Annotated in this window: 12 protein-coding genes; 3 read left to right on the forward strand and 9 right to left on the reverse strand. The window is 64.0% G+C overall.

What is annotated here, in order from left to right:
• Window positions 1-64: 64 nt before the first annotated feature.
• The 9 genes from H7687_RS10480 to H7687_RS10520 all read right to left on the reverse strand — a co-directional run bounded on the left by H7687_RS10480 (window position 65) and on the right by H7687_RS10520 (window position 10,071).
• Entirely contained in the window at window positions 65-964 is a 900-nt protein-coding gene (locus H7687_RS10480; protein WP_183347027.1) for a cation diffusion facilitator family transporter, read from the reverse strand.
• Window positions 958-2,676 (reverse strand): single-stranded-DNA-specific exonuclease RecJ, encoded by a 1,719-nt coding sequence (gene recJ / locus H7687_RS10485; protein WP_183347029.1) that lies wholly within the window; start codon window positions 2,674-2,676, stop codon window positions 958-960. The genes H7687_RS10480 and recJ overlap by 7 nt, the downstream gene beginning before the upstream one ends.
• Before the next feature lie 348 nt (window positions 2,677-3,024).
• Window positions 3,025-3,600 (reverse strand): tetratricopeptide repeat protein, encoded by a 576-nt coding sequence (locus H7687_RS10490; protein ID WP_183347030.1) that lies wholly within the window; start codon window positions 3,598-3,600, stop codon window positions 3,025-3,027.
• A 9-nt stretch (window positions 3,601-3,609) separates the two neighbouring features.
• Complete coding sequence (gene secF, locus H7687_RS10495; protein ID WP_183347032.1) at window positions 3,610-4,518, reverse strand: protein translocase subunit SecF; 909 nt, start codon at window positions 4,516-4,518, stop codon at window positions 3,610-3,612.
• A gap of 11 nt (window positions 4,519-4,529) precedes the next feature.
• Entirely contained in the window at window positions 4,530-6,128 is a 1,599-nt protein-coding gene (secD, locus tag H7687_RS10500; protein ID WP_183347034.1) for a protein translocase subunit SecD, read from the reverse strand.
• Between the two features lie 33 nt (window positions 6,129-6,161).
• Window positions 6,162-6,488 carry a preprotein translocase subunit YajC gene (yajC, locus tag H7687_RS10505; protein WP_183347036.1) on the reverse strand — a complete coding sequence of 109 codons (327 nt, stop codon included), beginning with the start codon at window positions 6,486-6,488 and terminating at the stop codon, window positions 6,162-6,164.
• Between the two features lie 76 nt (window positions 6,489-6,564).
• A complete protein-coding gene (gene tgt / locus H7687_RS10510) occupies window positions 6,565-7,680 on the reverse strand; it encodes a tRNA guanosine(34) transglycosylase Tgt (RefSeq protein ID WP_183347038.1) in 1,116 nt (371 codons plus the stop codon).
• A 257-nt stretch (window positions 7,681-7,937) separates the two neighbouring features.
• Window positions 7,938-8,963, reverse strand: a complete 1,026-nt coding sequence (queA, locus tag H7687_RS10515) for a tRNA preQ1(34) S-adenosylmethionine ribosyltransferase-isomerase QueA (RefSeq protein ID WP_183347041.1) — start codon at window positions 8,961-8,963, stop codon at window positions 7,938-7,940.
• A gap of 1 nt (window position 8,964) precedes the next feature.
• Window positions 8,965-10,071 (reverse strand): SpoIID/LytB domain-containing protein, encoded by a 1,107-nt coding sequence (locus tag H7687_RS10520; protein WP_183347043.1) that lies wholly within the window; start codon window positions 10,069-10,071, stop codon window positions 8,965-8,967.
• A 343-nt stretch (window positions 10,072-10,414) separates the two neighbouring features.
• On the opposite strand from H7687_RS10520, the gene H7687_RS10525 reads away from it, so the two are divergent.
• From H7687_RS10525 to H7687_RS10535, 3 genes are all read left to right on the forward strand, one after another.
• Window positions 10,415-12,526, forward strand: coding sequence for an HD domain-containing phosphohydrolase (locus tag H7687_RS10525; protein ID WP_183347045.1), 2,112 nt, complete (start codon window positions 10,415-10,417; stop codon window positions 12,524-12,526).
• Between the two features lie 91 nt (window positions 12,527-12,617).
• The gene (locus tag H7687_RS10530; protein WP_183347047.1) at window positions 12,618-13,580 is read left to right on the forward strand and encodes an ABC transporter ATP-binding protein; all 963 of its coding nucleotides are present in this window, start codon (window positions 12,618-12,620) and stop codon (window positions 13,578-13,580) included.
• Complete coding sequence (locus tag H7687_RS10535; protein WP_183347049.1) at window positions 13,577-14,563, forward strand: ABC transporter ATP-binding protein; 987 nt, start codon at window positions 13,577-13,579, stop codon at window positions 14,561-14,563. Before H7687_RS10530 ends, H7687_RS10535 begins: the two co-directional genes overlap by 4 nt.
• The last annotated feature ends 16 nt before the right edge of the window (window positions 14,564-14,579 follow it).

A 14,579-nucleotide genomic window follows, 5' to 3' on the forward strand; every position in this document is an offset into this window, starting at 1 on the left:
ATGTGATTAAAATCACGGGCGCAGCAAGGTGATATACGTCGAGGGGAAGAATGAAAGAGCCGTGCTAGAGGCGGATCAGGTCTTCGTGCGGTTCGTCGGAAGGGTTTATGTGTATCATCACGTCACCCACGTTGCTGAAATGTTCGAAGATGCGCCGCTTCACTTCGGTGGCGATGTCGTGGGATCGTTTCACGGTCATCTCCGGGGGCATCTCGAGCTTGAGATCGACGATGAGGTACTGTCCGGAGTGGCGCGCCCTGATCTCGTGCACCTGGTCCACCCCCTCCACGCTGCGGGCGATCTGGGTGATGGCGTCCAGAAGGGACTGTTCGGGCTGACCGTCCATGAGCTCGTGGGCCGAGATGCGGAAGGTGTGGTAGCCGATGTGAAAGATGAAGAGCGAGGTGAGGGCGGCTGCAATGGGGTCCATGATGCGGATGCCGAAGTAGGCGCCCCCGACCCCGACCAGGGTGGCGACCGACGTGATGGCGTCTTTTCGATGGTCCTTGGCGATGGCGAGCAGGGCGGGACTTCCCAGGCTCCCCCCGACTTTCATGGAGTAGCGGTACAGCGCCTCCTTGGCCACGATGGTGCCGGCCGCGGCCAAAACGGCCACCAGCGCCGGCGTGGCGTAGCGCCCCTCCAGCATGATGGTGGCGGCGCCGTAGAGAATCCACCCCCCGGTGGCGGCGATCACCAGCGAAACGAAGATGGCGGAGAGGCTTTCCACCTTGCCGTGGCCGTAGGGGTGATCCGAGTCGTAGGGTTTGCGGCCGACCTTGAGGGCGATCAGGGTCATGCCGATGGCGATGAAGTCGCAGGCGCTTTCCACGCCGTCGGCGAAGACCGCATCGGAATGGCCGTAATGACCGGCGGCGAGCTTCAGCACCATGAGGACCGCGTTGGCCCAAAAGCCGATGCGGATGACGCGGTCGGCCTTGTTGAAGCGGTCGCTCCTCAGCACGTCCCCTCCGGGCGCAGGTCCTTCACGGTCAGCTGCAGCGAACTCCGGCCGTTCCAGACGTTGATGGTGGGGGCAAAGAGGAGGTCGACGTTCCCCTGCGGCAGGCCCGCCTCGGCGAGACCGAAGCCGATGGCGTCGAAACTCTCCCCCCCCTGCCCTACCTTGAGCTTCAGGTGCCCCCCCTTGAGCACCCGGCTCTCGAGCACCCGGGCCCCCTTCAGTACGAAGAGCGGTTCGGGGTTCCCCATGCCGAAGGGCTTCATCTGCTCCAGCTGCCGCACCAGGTCCGCGGTGATCTCATCGCCATCCAGCTCCAGGTCGAAGGCGAGCGTGGGGGTGAGTGCGTCGGCGTCGAGGGCTTCCCGGGCCGCCTCGTCGAAGCGCAGCGCGAAGCGCTCCAGTTCCTCCTGCACGATGGAGAGGCCGGCGGCGTGGCTGTGTCCGCCGAAGCGCAGCAGGTGATCGGCGCACTCCTTGATGGCGTCCAAAAGGTGAAAACGGGAGATGCTGCGCCCCGAGCCCCTGCCCGTGGCGCCATCGAAGGCGAACAGGATCACCGGACGATGGAAAAGCTCCACGATGCGCGAGGCGACGATGCCGATGACCCCGGGGTGCCACTCTTGCGAGCCGAGCACGATGCTCTTGCGGCCGCTGCAGGCCCCCTGCTCCAGCATGGCGCGCGCCTCCTCGAAGGTGGCGCGCTCCAGGGCCTGGCGCTCGGCGTTGGCCTCGTCCAGTTCGCGGGCGATGTCGCGGGCGCGCTGGGGGTCGCGGCAGAGCAGCAGTTCGAGCCCGAGCGCGGCGTCCTCGAGCCTCCCGGCCGCGTTGATGCGCGGGGCCAGCCGGAAGCCGACCGCGCCGCAACCCACCTCACCCGTGATCCCGGCCACCTCCTTGAGCGCCTCGACGCCCACCCGGGTGCCGGCGCAGAGCTGCTTCAGGCCGTAGGTGACCAGCACCCGGTTGATGCCCAGAAGCGGCACCACGTCGGCGATGGTGCCCAGGGCGACCAGGTCCAGGTACTCCTTGAGATCGGGCTCGGCGCCGGGCTTGAAGTAGCCGTCGGCGCGCAGCCGGGCGCGCAGTGCCACCACCAGGTGGAAGGCGACGCCGACCCCGGCCAGTGACTTGAACGGGAACGGGCAGCCGGGCTGCAGCGGGTTGATGACGGCGCAGGCGTCCGGGAGCTCTTCGCCCGGCGAGTGGTGGTCGGTGACGATGAGGTCGACGCCGGCCTCGCGGCACAGGCGCGCCTCGTTGACGGCGGTAATGCCGCAGTCGACGGTGACCAGCACGGTGGCGCCGGCGCGGGCCGCCGCGGTCACCCCCTGCTCGGAGAGGCCGTACCCCTCGGTGAGGCGCTTGGGAATGTAGTGGCAGCAGTCGAGGCCGATCTTCTGGAAGAAGCTGATCAGGACGGCGCAGGAGGTGACGCCGTCGACGTCGTAATCGCCGTGCACGCAGACCCGCTCTTTGGCCTTGAGCGCCCGGACCAGCCGCGCCACCGCCTGCTCCATGCCGGCCATGAGCATGGGATCGTGCAGCCGGGACAGCACCGGGTTCAGGTAGCCGTCGGCCTCTTCGGGGGCGCAGACGCCGCGGTGGGCCAAAAGGCGCGCCAAAAGCGGAGCGACGCCGGCCCGGGTCAGGCCGGACACCGCCTCGGCATCCGCCTCCCTGGCGCGCCAGCTTCTATGGGTGACAGGTTTCATCCCTCCTCCAATGGAAAAAAATCAGGGTGCAATCATAGCATAAGGAACAGCCGGTTGCGCGGTTAATGTGCGGCAAGTCCTACTCCCCCTCACTTGACGGCAGCAGAAGGGACTGGCTCCGTCAGGTGCCTGTCCCTTTAGCGGAACGCTCCTTTCGGCCAGGCCAGCTTCCACAAACTAAAGGGGGACAGACACCTGGCGGAGCCAGTCCCCCCTGCATCCTTCAGCAAGCAACAAAGGGGACAGGCACCTGGCGGAGCCAGTCCCCTAAAAAAAAACCCGCCGGTGGGCGGGTTTTTTCTCCATCTTTTTCTTTATCTTAATCTCAATCTTAATCTGTCTCTTCCCTTACTTCTTGAACGAGGTCGGCATCTGGTTCAGGCCTGCCATGTCGTTCTTGATCTGCTGTGCCGTCGGGCTGGTCGAGTCGAACTGCAGGTACTTGGTCCAGATCTCCTTGGCCTTGTCCGGCTGTTTCAGGTCCTGGAGGTAGACCACGCCGAGGTTGTACAGGCTTTGCAGATGCTTGGGGTCGATCGACTGCGCCTTCTCGAAGTTGGCGATCGCCTTGTCGTACCAGCCGATCTTGCGGTACATGATGCCCTGGTCGGTCATCACGTTCAGGTTGTTGGGATCGAGCTCCAGGGCCTTGCCGTAGGCGTTGACCGCCTTCTGGGCCTGGTCGGTGTCGAAGTAGTCGTTGCCAAGCTGGATCCAGGCCTGCAGGTTCTTGGGATCCGCGGCCACGATCTTCTCGGCCTCGACGATGCGCCGCTGGTAGTCGGTCGGCGAACCCGCGCCCTGCGGCACGCTCATGGCGACCTCGGGAGCCTTATTCTGGCCGGCGATGTTGAAGATCAGGTAGCCTCCCAGAAGCCCCACGATCAGCGCTACCACTATGGTGAGTACGTTCTCCTTGTTCACAGAACCTCCTTAGGCGGCCTCGGCCTTGGTCTCGACCGCGTGCTTTTCCCACAACGCCACGATCGGGCTCGCCACGAAGATGGACGAATAGGTGGCGACCACGACGCCCACGACCAGGGCGAAGGCGAAGTCGTGGATCACCTCGCCGCCGAACAGGAACAGCGATACTGCGGCGAGGAAGGTGGTCACCGAGGTGATGATGGTACGGGACAGGGTCTCGTTGATCGACTTGTTGAAGATGGTGATCATCGGGTCCTTGAGGCTCTTGTGCATGTTCTCGCGGATTCGGTCGAAGACGACGACGGTATCGGTGAGCGAGTAACCGGCGATGGTCAGGACCGCGGTGATGAACAGGATGTTGACCTCGCGGTGCATGACGTAGAACACGGCGATCATGGCGAGCACGTCGTGCATGGTGGCGATCACCGCGCCCACGCCGAACTTGAAGTCGAAGCGCCAGGCGATGTAGAGGATGATGCCCAGCATGGAGAGCGCCACGGCCACCAGGGTGTCCTGCTTTAGCTTCTCGCCGATGGAGGGGCCGATCTCGGTGGAGCTTTCCACGGTGAAGGTGTTGCCCGGGATGCCGGCCTTGAGGGCGTCGGCGACCTGGTCGGCGGACTTGCCGGTGGACTTGTGCATCTTCACGATGACCTGGTTACCGCCGGTGATCTCCTGCAGTTCCACTTCCTTCACTCCAGCCTTGCCTAAAGCCTCACGGATGGCCTGGGTGCTGGCCGGCTGGGCGAACTTGATCTGCATCTCGGTGCCGCCGGAGAAGTCGATGCCCATGTTGGCGGTGCCGCGGGCGATGGCGATGATGCCGAGAATGCCGATGATGGCCATGATGCCGGAGGCGATGAAGGAGAACTTCCTCATGCCGATGAAATCTATGTTGGTCTTCTTGAGCAGTTCCATTGGTCTCCCCCTTATACGCTGAGTCGCTTCACGTGGACGCGCTCCAGGAAGGCGTCAAAGAGCACCTTCGTGGCGACGAGCGACGTGAACAGGTTGATGATGATACCGAGGCTCAGCGAGACGGCGAAGCCCTTGACCGGGCCGGTGCCGAACTGGAACAGCACCGCTGCGGTGATGAGGGCGGTCACGTGTGAGTCCATGATGGTGAGAAACGCCTTGTCGTAGCCGGCGTCGAGCGCCGCGTGCGGCGTCTTGCCCAGGCGCAGCTCCTCACGGATCCTCTCGAAGATGAGGACGTTGGAGTCGACCGACATACCGACCAGCAGGACGATAGCGGCGATGCCCGGCAGGGTCAGCGTCGCGCCCAGCGCGGAGAGCGCGCCCATCAGGAACAGGATGTTGAGCACCATGCCCAGGTTGGCCACCATGCCGGAGAGCTTGTAGTACATGGCCATGAAGGAGACGACCAGCAGCACGCCGATCAGGCCGGCCATGAGCCCCTTGTGGATGGAGTCGCGACCCAGGGAAGGTCCGACGGTGACGTTCTGCAGGATCTTGACCGGAGCGGGGAGCGAACCGGCGCGCAGCACGATGGCCAGGTCGGCGGCTTCCTTCTCGGTGAAGGAACCGGAGATCTGGGCGGAACCGCCCGAAATCCTCTCGCGGATCACCGGAGCCGAGTAGATGTTGTTGTCCAGCACGATGGCGAAGCGCTTGCCCACGTTGGCCGCGGTCACCTGGTCGAACAGACGTGCGCCGGTGGAGTTGAACTCGATGGCGACGTAGGGCTGGTTGTACTGGGAGTCGATCCTGATCTGGGCGTCGGTCAGCAGCTCGCCGGTGATGATGGCCTTCTTCTTCACCACCAGCGGGGTCTCGGAGACGGCGCCGGTCTGGGGGTCGGTCCTCTTCTCGGTGAGGAGTTCGTCGTCCTCGGGGAGCGAGCCGGCGGTCGCGGTGGCCGCGTTCACGGTCTCGTCCACCAGCTTGAACTCGAGGCGGGCGGTCTTGCCGATCAGCTCGATGGCGCGTTTGGGGTCCTTGATGCCGGGGAGCTGCACGACGATGTTGTTCAAGCCTTCGCGCTGGATCACCGGCTCGGAAACGCCGAACTGGTCAATCCTGTTGCGGATGGTCTCCAGGGCCTGCGCCACGGCGCGGTCCTTCCTGACCTGGGCCTCTTTCTCGTTGATGCGCAGCTGCATGTTGACGAAGCCACCCTCGTCGAAGACCGGCAGGGTCTCGAGGTCCGGGTACTTCTTCTTGATCAGCGCCTGCACCTTGTCGGCGGAGCCGCGATCGTAGAGGGTGAGCTGCACCTTGTCGCCGCCCAGGCGCGCGATCTTCTTGAAGCGGAGGTTCTGCGCGGTGAGGGAGTCCTCGAGGTCGGTGGCGATCAGGTCCAGGGAGCCTTCCACGGCCTTCTGGGTCTCGACCTCCATGACCAGGTGGGTGCCCCCCTGCAGGTCAAGACCCAGGTGGATCTTGTCCTTGGGCAGCAGGCCGCTCCACCACTTCGGGAGCGTGTCGACCAAGGTCGGCGTCAGGTAGACGCACGAGGCGATGATGAAAATGAGGATAAGAGAGATGCGCCAGGTATAACCCTTCATGGGAAAAGCTCCTTTCGGAAAAATTTCAATACACTAGTCCTGCTTCACAGACGCAATGTACCCTTTGTTGATCCTGACGTTGACGCCGGGAGCGATCTCCAGGGTGACCACCTGGTCGTCCAGTGCGGTCACCTTGCCGTGCATGCCGCCGGCGGTGACGACCTGATCGCCTTTCTTGAGCGCATCCAAAAGCGCCCTGTGCTCCTTGGCCTTCTTCTGCTGCGGCCTGATGAGCAGGAAGTAGAAGATGGCGAACATGAACACCAGGGGAATCAGCCCCTGGAACTGCGCCATCATACCTCCGCCCGCCGGCGCGCCGCCCTGCGCGGGAGCAGCCATTGCAAACGCCAAACCTAACATTTAGTTACCTCCTGGGATGTATTTCCATCACTTCGTGAGAGTGAAAAACCTTCCGGTAAAACTTCAATTAAAACGGCTAACAGCTTGTTCTGGCGGCATAGAACTCCTGCCTGAACTTGACGAATTCGCCCCTGCCGATCGCCTCCCGCATCTGCTTCATCAGGTTCAGGAAGAAGTGCAGGTTATGCCAGCTGTTCAGCCGCGAGGCCAGGATCTCCTGGCTGCGGTACAGGTGCCGAAGATAGGCCCTGGAGTAGTTGCGGCAGACGTAGCAGTCGCAGGCGGAATCGATGGGACCCTGGTCCTCGGCGTAGATGGCCGCCTTGATGTTGATCCTGCCGAAACTGGTGAACAGGGCGCCGTTTCTGGCGTTCCTGGTGGGCATGACGCAGTCGAACATGTCGAAGCCGTTGTAGACCGCCTCGACCAGGTCCTCGGGTGCGCCGATCCCCATGATGTAGCGCGGCGAGTTTTCGGGAAGGATGTCGCTGCACTCCTGCATCATGGCGTGCATCACTTCCTTCTCCTCGCCCACCGACAGCCCCCCCAGCGCATAGCCGTCGAAGCCGATGTCGGTGATCTGGCGGGCGCTCTCGCGGCGCAGGTCCGGGTGCATTCCCCCCTGCACGATGCCGAAGAGCGCCTGGTCCGGGCGGCTGTGCGCCTCCTTGCAGCGCCTGGCCCAGCGCGTGGTCAGCTCCAGCGACTTCTGCACGTAGGAGCGTTCCGCCGGATAGGGAGGGCACTCGTCGAAGCACATGGCGATGTCGGCGCCCAGCGCCTCCTGGATGGCGATGGAGACCTCGGGGGAGATGAAGTGCTTGGAACCGTCGATGTGGGAGCGGAACTTCACCCCCTCCTCGGAGATCTTCCTGAGTTCCCCCAGCGAGAAGACCTGGAACCCCCCTGAGTCGGTCAGCATGGGGCGGTCCCAGTGCATGAAGCGGTGCAGGCCGCCCAGCCGCGCCACCAGCTCGTGGCCGGGGCGCAGGTAGAGGTGGTAGGTGTTGGCGAGGATGATCTGCGAGCCCACCTCGACCAGTTCCTCGGGGGTCATGGCCTTGACCGTGGCCTGGGTGCCGACCGGCATGAAAATCGGGGTTTTGATCCTGCCGTGCGTGGTTGTCAGAGAGCCTAAACGGGCCGCGCAGCCCGGGTCTTTCTTGATCAGTTCAAACGATATAGCTGACAAAGCACTCCCTACGGATTCTCTTTATATCCCCCTCCCCTTGCGGGAGGGGGAGGAACGTCATCTCTTCCAATTGCTTCAAGGTCCACTGTAGGGGCGAATGATCATTCGTCCGTCCACCCCCTCGCCCTCCGGGAGAGGGTGGCCGAAGGCCGGGTGAGGGAGGCGCCATGGGCAGCCCTGCAGCGGTCGGCGAGGTCATTGCTGATTTCAGCGCCCTCACCCCGACCCTCTCCCAGGGGGAGAGGGAGGTTAACGCATCAGCCGATGAACATGGCGTCGCCGTAGCTGAAGAACCGGAAGCGGCGCCGTACCGCCTCGCGGTAGGCCTCGAGCATGAACTCTTTGCCGGCGAAAGCGCACACTAACATAAATAGGGTCGATTTGGGGAGATGAAAATTCGTTATCAACGCATCAACCACCCGGAAACGGTACCCGGGCAGGATGAAGATGTCCGCCTCGCGCTCCCCTGCCTCCAGTTCGCCGGTCGATGCCGCGTGCTCCAGGGCCCGCATCGACGTGGTCCCGAGCGCGACCACCCTCCCCCCGGCCTCCCTGGTGCGACGGATGGCCTCCGCGGTTTCATGCGGGATCCGGTACAGTTCCCGGTGCATGGTGTGCTGGGACAGGTCCTCTACCCGCACCGGCATGAAGGTCCCTAGTCCCACGTGCAGGGTAAGGGGCGCGATCTCCACGCCGCGACCCCGGATCTCAGCCAGGATCTCCGGGGTGAAGTGCAGTCCGGCGGTAGGGGCGGCCACGGCCCCCTTCTCGCGTGCGAACACGGTCTGGTAGCGCTCCAGGTCCTCGCCTTCGGGGGCGCGCTTGATGTAGGGGGGCAGCGGCATGCTCCCCGCACCTTCCAGCCACCCCATGAAATCGTCGCTCCCTTCGAAGCGGACCTGCCATTCCCCTGCCTCGCGGGCCACCACGGTCGCGGTGACGCCGGCGGGGAGGATGATGCGGGTGCCGGGGCCGGGGGACTTGGAGGCCTTGATCAGACAGCTCCACACCTCACCGTCGCCGGGAACGCGACGCACCAGGAACACCTCGACCGCACCGCCGCTCTCCTTGTGCCCCTTGAGGCGGGCCGGGATGACGCGGGTGTCGTTCAGCACCAAAAGGTCGCCGGGACGGAACTCCCCGGCGATGGCGGCCACCGTGCTTTCCCCCACCGCGCCTGTGGCGCGCTCGAGGGTCAACAGCCTGGAGGCGTCCCTGCGGCTGGCCGGGTGCTGGGCAATCAGCTCCGGCGGGAGTTCGTAATCGAAATCGGAGAGGCGCATGCTAACGTCCGTACCCGCCGGAAAGCTTCACGCCCGGATAATAGTAAGTAAGGATCTCGCGGTAATCGAACCCCTCGTTGGCGCGCCCCTTGGCGCCCCACTGGCACAGCCCGACGCCGTGCCCGGAGCCGGCGCCGACCACCTGGAGGTCGTCGCGCTGGCCGCGCAGTTCGAAATTGGTGCTCTTGACGGCGCCGTAGCCCAGCGCCTTGCGGAAGGCGACCGCGGGGATGACGACGCTGCCGCGGGAGCATTCGGCGACCACGTCCTGCACCCTGCCGCTCGCGTTCCTGCCGCGCACCCGCAGCTCCCTGAGGCCCGCCACCTGGAAGCCGGCGGCCTTGAGCGAGCTCTCCACCTTTCTCAGGGGAAGGTTCAACTCCCAGCGGATCGGGTTGGACTCGCCGCAGTAACGGCAGGAAACGCCCTGGAGGTACGGGATGGCGAGCCCCCAGACGTTCCTGGAGTTCTCGGTGTGGCCGGCGCAGTTGGAATGGTAGAAGGCCTGGATGGTCTTGCCGTTGTAGGTGAGCACCTCTCCAGCGGTCTCGCGCACGCCGTAGGCGGCGCGGCTGTCCTCTACGTCCGCCCCTTCGTAGACCTGGTCCATGACGCTGGACTCGAGCTGGTAGTTCTGGCCGCGGCGGGCCTGCATCTGGTACACCGCGTAGGAACGGGCGATGACCGCCTGCGCCTTGATGGACTCGATGGGCCAGGCGGAACTGATCTCGCAGTTGATGAGGCCGACCAGGTACTCCTCCAGCGGCAGTTCGTTCACCACCAGGAGCCCCCTGTCGGCAGGCGTCACCTCGATGAGCGCGCGGTACCCCTTGCCGTTCACCGAAATACGCGAAAAGGCGGAGGCCACCAGGCGGCTCACCGGCCTGCCGTTCACGGTGAGGCCGTTGCCGGAGCGCCGCACCTCGAGGGGCATCTCCACCCTGAGCGGTTCGCGGCCGTCGGTAAGGAGCACGCCGTCGCCGTCGATCCTGAGGGTCTCGGCCCCCTTGATCAGGGCCACCCGCACCATCTCCGGTCGCATCGCCGCGGCACTACCCCCGGCGGCGAGGCAGATGATTAATATGATCAACGTCCTGAAGCAGCTCATCAATTCCGTTTACACATGGGTTTAACTGTCCCCGCAAAAGCCTTAGATATAAACCATGGAACCGCCCGCAAAGTCAATAATTTTGTGGCTCTAATCAGAGGGTTTTCAGCTTAATGAGTTGGCAAGCGAATTGCTTTCTTTCTCATTAAGTCCGGGGTCCACGGGGTCGTCGCCTGGGGGGTCCGCACTAACCGGCAAAGCTAAACTGTCGACATCAGTAGGTTTGACGGCAGCGACGCTAATCTGGAAAATCCAAATAAGTGTTGCCAGAAGTACAAAAAAAGGCTATATCGCTGTTGGGGCTTAGCCATTTAGCGTGATCTGTGCCACCGTTCGGAGCTGTATGCGCGTCTCCCTCAAAGTCAAAATACTCACCCTGGTCACCGCGATCCTGGTCATCGTCATCTCCACCGTTGCCTACCATAACTACAGGCAGCAAAAGGAAATGCTGCACGAGATTGCCAACCGGAACACTTCCGTTCTGATCGAGACCATCAAGAGTTCCATTGCCAACGCGATGCTCTCCGGCCGCTCCGACGAGGTGGCCAACATCTTCGCCCGGATCAAGTCGCGCGAGTTCGTCAAGTCCATCAGGATCGTGGACGCAGAAGGGAAGATCCTCAATTCCGCCGACCGCGACGAAATAGGCAAGCAGATCCCGGAACAGGGACGCGGCAAGCTCCCCAGCCGAAACCTTTCCCTGCTCCCCGAAGAGGGGGTCTTCCTCTCCTACGCACGCATCTTCAACGCACCGCAATGTTATAAGTGTCACCCCGCCAGCAGCGAAACCCTGGGGCTGCTCCAGATCAAGCTCTCCCTCGGGTACATGAACGGTTTCATCTCCCGCGAGCGCGAGATCGCCATCGTCTCCGCCATCGTGCTGGTTCTGCTCACCGTATTCACCATCTTCACCTTCCTGGTCATCTACGTGGAGCGCCCCCTGCGCAAACTGATGCGCTACATGGAGAAAGTGGAGCAAGGGGACTTCACCCAGGAAATCAGCCTCACCTCCAGCCGCGAGATGCGCTCGCTGGGCAACAGCTTCAACCACATGGTCGGCACCATCGCCGACCTGATGGAATCGACCGTGAAGCACGAGAGGGAACTGGCCCGGGCCCAGGAAAAGCTGGCGCACCACCGCGAGACCCACCTGATGAACGGCCGCCTGGAAGAGCAGATCCGGGAGATCGAGAACCTGAACGTGACCCTGGAGGAGCGCATCGAGGAGATCGAGGAGGCCAACTACAAGATCGCCGACCTGGCAGGAGAGCTGGAAGACAAGAACACCAACCTGGAAAAGGCGGTGGCGAAGCTGTCCACCCTGTACCGCCTGGGTCTGGCCATCAACTCCACCATCGAGGTGGAGGACCTGTACCGGCTGGTGGTGAAGACCACCATGGACACGCTGCAGGCCCAGGTGGGCTACGTGGTCCTGTACGACGCCGAGCACGGCGAGCTGCGCGTCACCAACCTGGTCGGCTACCGCGACCCGAACCCGCAGCACCTGCGCGTCCCCATGAAGCCCTCCAGCGTCTCCAGCTGGGTGATCCAGAACAGCAAGCCGCTTCTGATAGCCGACATCGCCCTCACCCCGGAATTCGACCGCGTCAGCCCGCTGGGCTTCGAGAGAAAGACCCTGATCTGCGCGCCGCTCATGGTCAAGGACGAGATCATCGGTACCCTCACCGTGGTCAACAAGCTCAACAACACGGTCTACAACCACGAGGAGCTGGAACTTCTTTCCACCATCGCGGCCCAGGCCTCGATCGCCATCAAGAACGCCATGCTCTACGACGAGCAGCAAAAGACCTACCTGAACACCATCCAGGCCCTGGTCTCCGCCATCGAGGCTTCCGACAGCTACACCCGCGGCCATTCCGAGCGCGTCACCCGCTTCTCGCTGGCACTGGCCAGAAAGCTCGAGCTTCCCGCCAACCGCCTCAAGGTGATCGAGCGCGCCGCCATCCTGCACGACATTGGCAAGATCGGCATCGACCTCTCCCTGCTGCACAAGGAGGAGACCCTCACCAGGGACGACGTGGCCGAACTGCAGCAGCACCCCACCATCGGCATGAAGATCCTGGAGCCGATCGAATTCCTGCACGACGTGCGCCTGTGCATCGGCCAGCACCACGAGCGCTACGACGGCAAGGGCTACCCCAACCGCCTGACCGGGCAGGAACTCCTGCTCGAGTCCCGTATCCTGGCCATCGCCGACAGCTTCGACGCCATGACCTCGGACCGCCCCTACCGCAAGGCGCTCAAGCTCGAGGTCGCCATCCAGGAGCTGGCCGAGAACGCCGGCACCCAGTTCGACCCCGAACTGGTCCCCATCTTCATCAAGCTCCTGAAGACGCCCAATTTCCTGCCGCAGCGCGAGGAATACCCGGGACTGCACGTGGTCCCCGCGCCGCAAAAGGCCGGTAACGCAACTCACTCCTGCATTGCCCAGTAATTCAAATAATGGTATAAGATAAAACTTTGCAGCGCGGCCCGCAGAGCCGGTCCGCGCCCTTTTTGTGCCCTCGCGGGCACCGGGAGCCCTTGTGCCGGCACTTCTAGAGATCACAGGACTGCGCACCGAATTCCGCCTGAAAACCGGCGTGCTGAAGGCCGTGCGCGGCGTCGACCTGACCGTCGAACCGGGCGAGACGCTGGCCCTGGTGGGGGAGTCCGGCTGCGGCAAGAGCATCACGGCCGCCTCGGTGTTGAGGCTGGTCCCCCCGCCCGGACGCATCGTTGCCGGGTCGATCCGCTTCAAGGGGGAGGACCTCCTGGCCCTCTCCGAGGAGCGCATGCGCGAGATCCGCGGCAACCGGATCGCCATGGTGTTCCAGGACCCGATGACCTCGCTGAACCCGGTCTTCACCGTCGGCTTCCAGGTCGCCGAGGGGCTCAGGATCCACCGCGGCCTCTCCGCACAGGCCGCCGAGCGCGAAGCGGTGGAGCTACTGACCCAGGTCGGCATCCCCGCCGCCAAGGACCGGGTCAAGGACTACCCGCACCAGCTCTCCGGCGGCATGCGCCAGCGCGTCATGATCGCCATGGCGCTTGCCTGCGGCCCGGAGCTGGTCATCGCCGACGAGCCGACCACCGCCTTGGACGTGACCATCCAGGCGCAGATACTGGAGCTTCTGGACCGGCTCATGGCGGAAAAGCGCATGGGGCTGATCCTGATCACCCACAACCTCGGTATCGTGGCCGAGCGCGCCCACCGGACCGCCATCATGTACGCCGGCGAGATCGTGGAGAGCGCCCCCACCGCCGAACTGTTCGAGAACCCCTTGCACCCCTACACCAAGGGGCTGCTCGCCTCGCTCCCGGAGTTCGGGACGCCCGGCGAGAAGCTCGCCACCTTCGCCGGAGGGGTCCCCGACCTGCGCGGCGACCTGGCCGGCTGCCCCTTCCGGGAGCGCTGCCCCATCGGCGACGACGCCTGCGAGAGGGAAACCATAGCGATGAGGGAGGTGGCGCCGGGACACCTGGTGCGCTGCCGGAAGGTATCATGACGCCGCTTCTGACCGCAGACAACCTGGTGAAGCAGTACCCCGTGCGCGGCGGCATGTTCGCCGAGAAGCGGATCCTCACCGCCGTGGCCGGCATCGACCTGGAGCTGTACCCGGGTGAGACGCTGGGCCTTGCCGGCGAGTCGGGGTGCGGCAAGTCCACCGTGGCCAGGCTTTTGACCGGCCTCACCCCGCCCACCTCGGGGAGCATCAAGTATGAAGGGCGCGAACTGGCGCGCATGAGCAAGAGCGAGCTGGCCCAGTACCGCAAAGAGGTGCAGATGGTGTTCCAGGACCCGTTCTCGTCGCTGAACCCGCGCATGCGGGTCGCCGAGATCCTCGGGGAGCCCCTGGAGATCCACCGCATCGGCGATGCCGCCGGGCGGCGCGACAAGGTGGCCGAACTGCTCACGCGGGTGGGGCTTTCCCCCGAGCACATGATGCGCTTCCCGCACGAGTTCTCCGGCGGGCAACGCCAGCGTATCGGCATCGCGCGCGCCCTGGCCGTGTCGCCGCGCCTCATCATCGCGGACGAGCCGGTATCGGCCCTCGACCTCTCCATCCAGGCGCAGATCATCAACCTCTTGCAGGACGTGAAGAAGGACCTCGGGCTCTCCTTCCTGTTCATCACCCACGACCTCTCGGTGCTGCGCCACCTGAGCGACCGGGTGGCCATCATGTATCTCGGGCGCATCGTGGAGACCGGCAGTCGCGACCAGGTGCTGGACCGCCCCCTGCACCCCTACACGGAGGCGCTCCTCTCCGCGATACCGAGCATCGACCCCGGGAAGAGGACCCGGCACGTGATCGCCAAGGGCGAGCTCCCCTCCCCCGTTGCCCCGCCCAGCGGCTGCCCCTTCCACCCGCGCTGCCCCTACGCGCAGCCGGTATGCAGCGAGCAGCGCCCTGAACTGCTGGAAAAAGTGCCCGGGCAACGGGCAGCCTGCCACTTCAGCGAGGAAATCTTCCTGAAGGAAACAAAGTAATTCAGTTGACAATTGC

It is taken from the genome of Geomonas paludis (assembly GCF_014193585.1).
Taxonomy (GTDB): domain Bacteria; phylum Desulfobacterota; class Desulfuromonadia; order Geobacterales; family Geobacteraceae; genus Geomonas; species Geomonas paludis.

Bases quoted from the DNA above. Each gene is read 5' to 3' on its own strand.
- secD (WP_183347034.1), bottom strand. From the start codon at position 6,128: ATGAAGGGTTATACCTGGCGCATCTCTCTTATCCTCATTTTCATCATC.
- H7687_RS10525 (WP_183347045.1), top strand. From the start codon at position 10,415: ATGCGCGTCTCCCTCAAAGTCAAAATACTCACCCTGGTCACCGCGATC.
- yajC (WP_183347036.1), bottom strand. From the start codon at position 6,488: ATGTTAGGTTTGGCGTTTGCAATGGCTGCTCCCGCGCAGGGCGGCGCG.
- H7687_RS10535 (WP_183347049.1), top strand. From the start codon at position 13,577: ATGACGCCGCTTCTGACCGCAGACAACCTGGTGAAGCAGTACCCCGTG.
- recJ (WP_183347029.1), bottom strand. From the start codon at position 2,676: ATGAAACCTGTCACCCATAGAAGCTGGCGCGCCAGGGAGGCGGATGCC.
- queA (WP_183347041.1), bottom strand. From the start codon at position 8,963: ATGCGCCTCTCCGATTTCGATTACGAACTCCCGCCGGAGCTGATTGCC.
- secF (WP_183347032.1), bottom strand. From the start codon at position 4,518: ATGGAACTGCTCAAGAAGACCAACATAGATTTCATCGGCATGAGGAAG.
- H7687_RS10520 (WP_183347043.1), bottom strand. From the start codon at position 10,071: ATGAGCTGCTTCAGGACGTTGATCATATTAATCATCTGCCTCGCCGCC.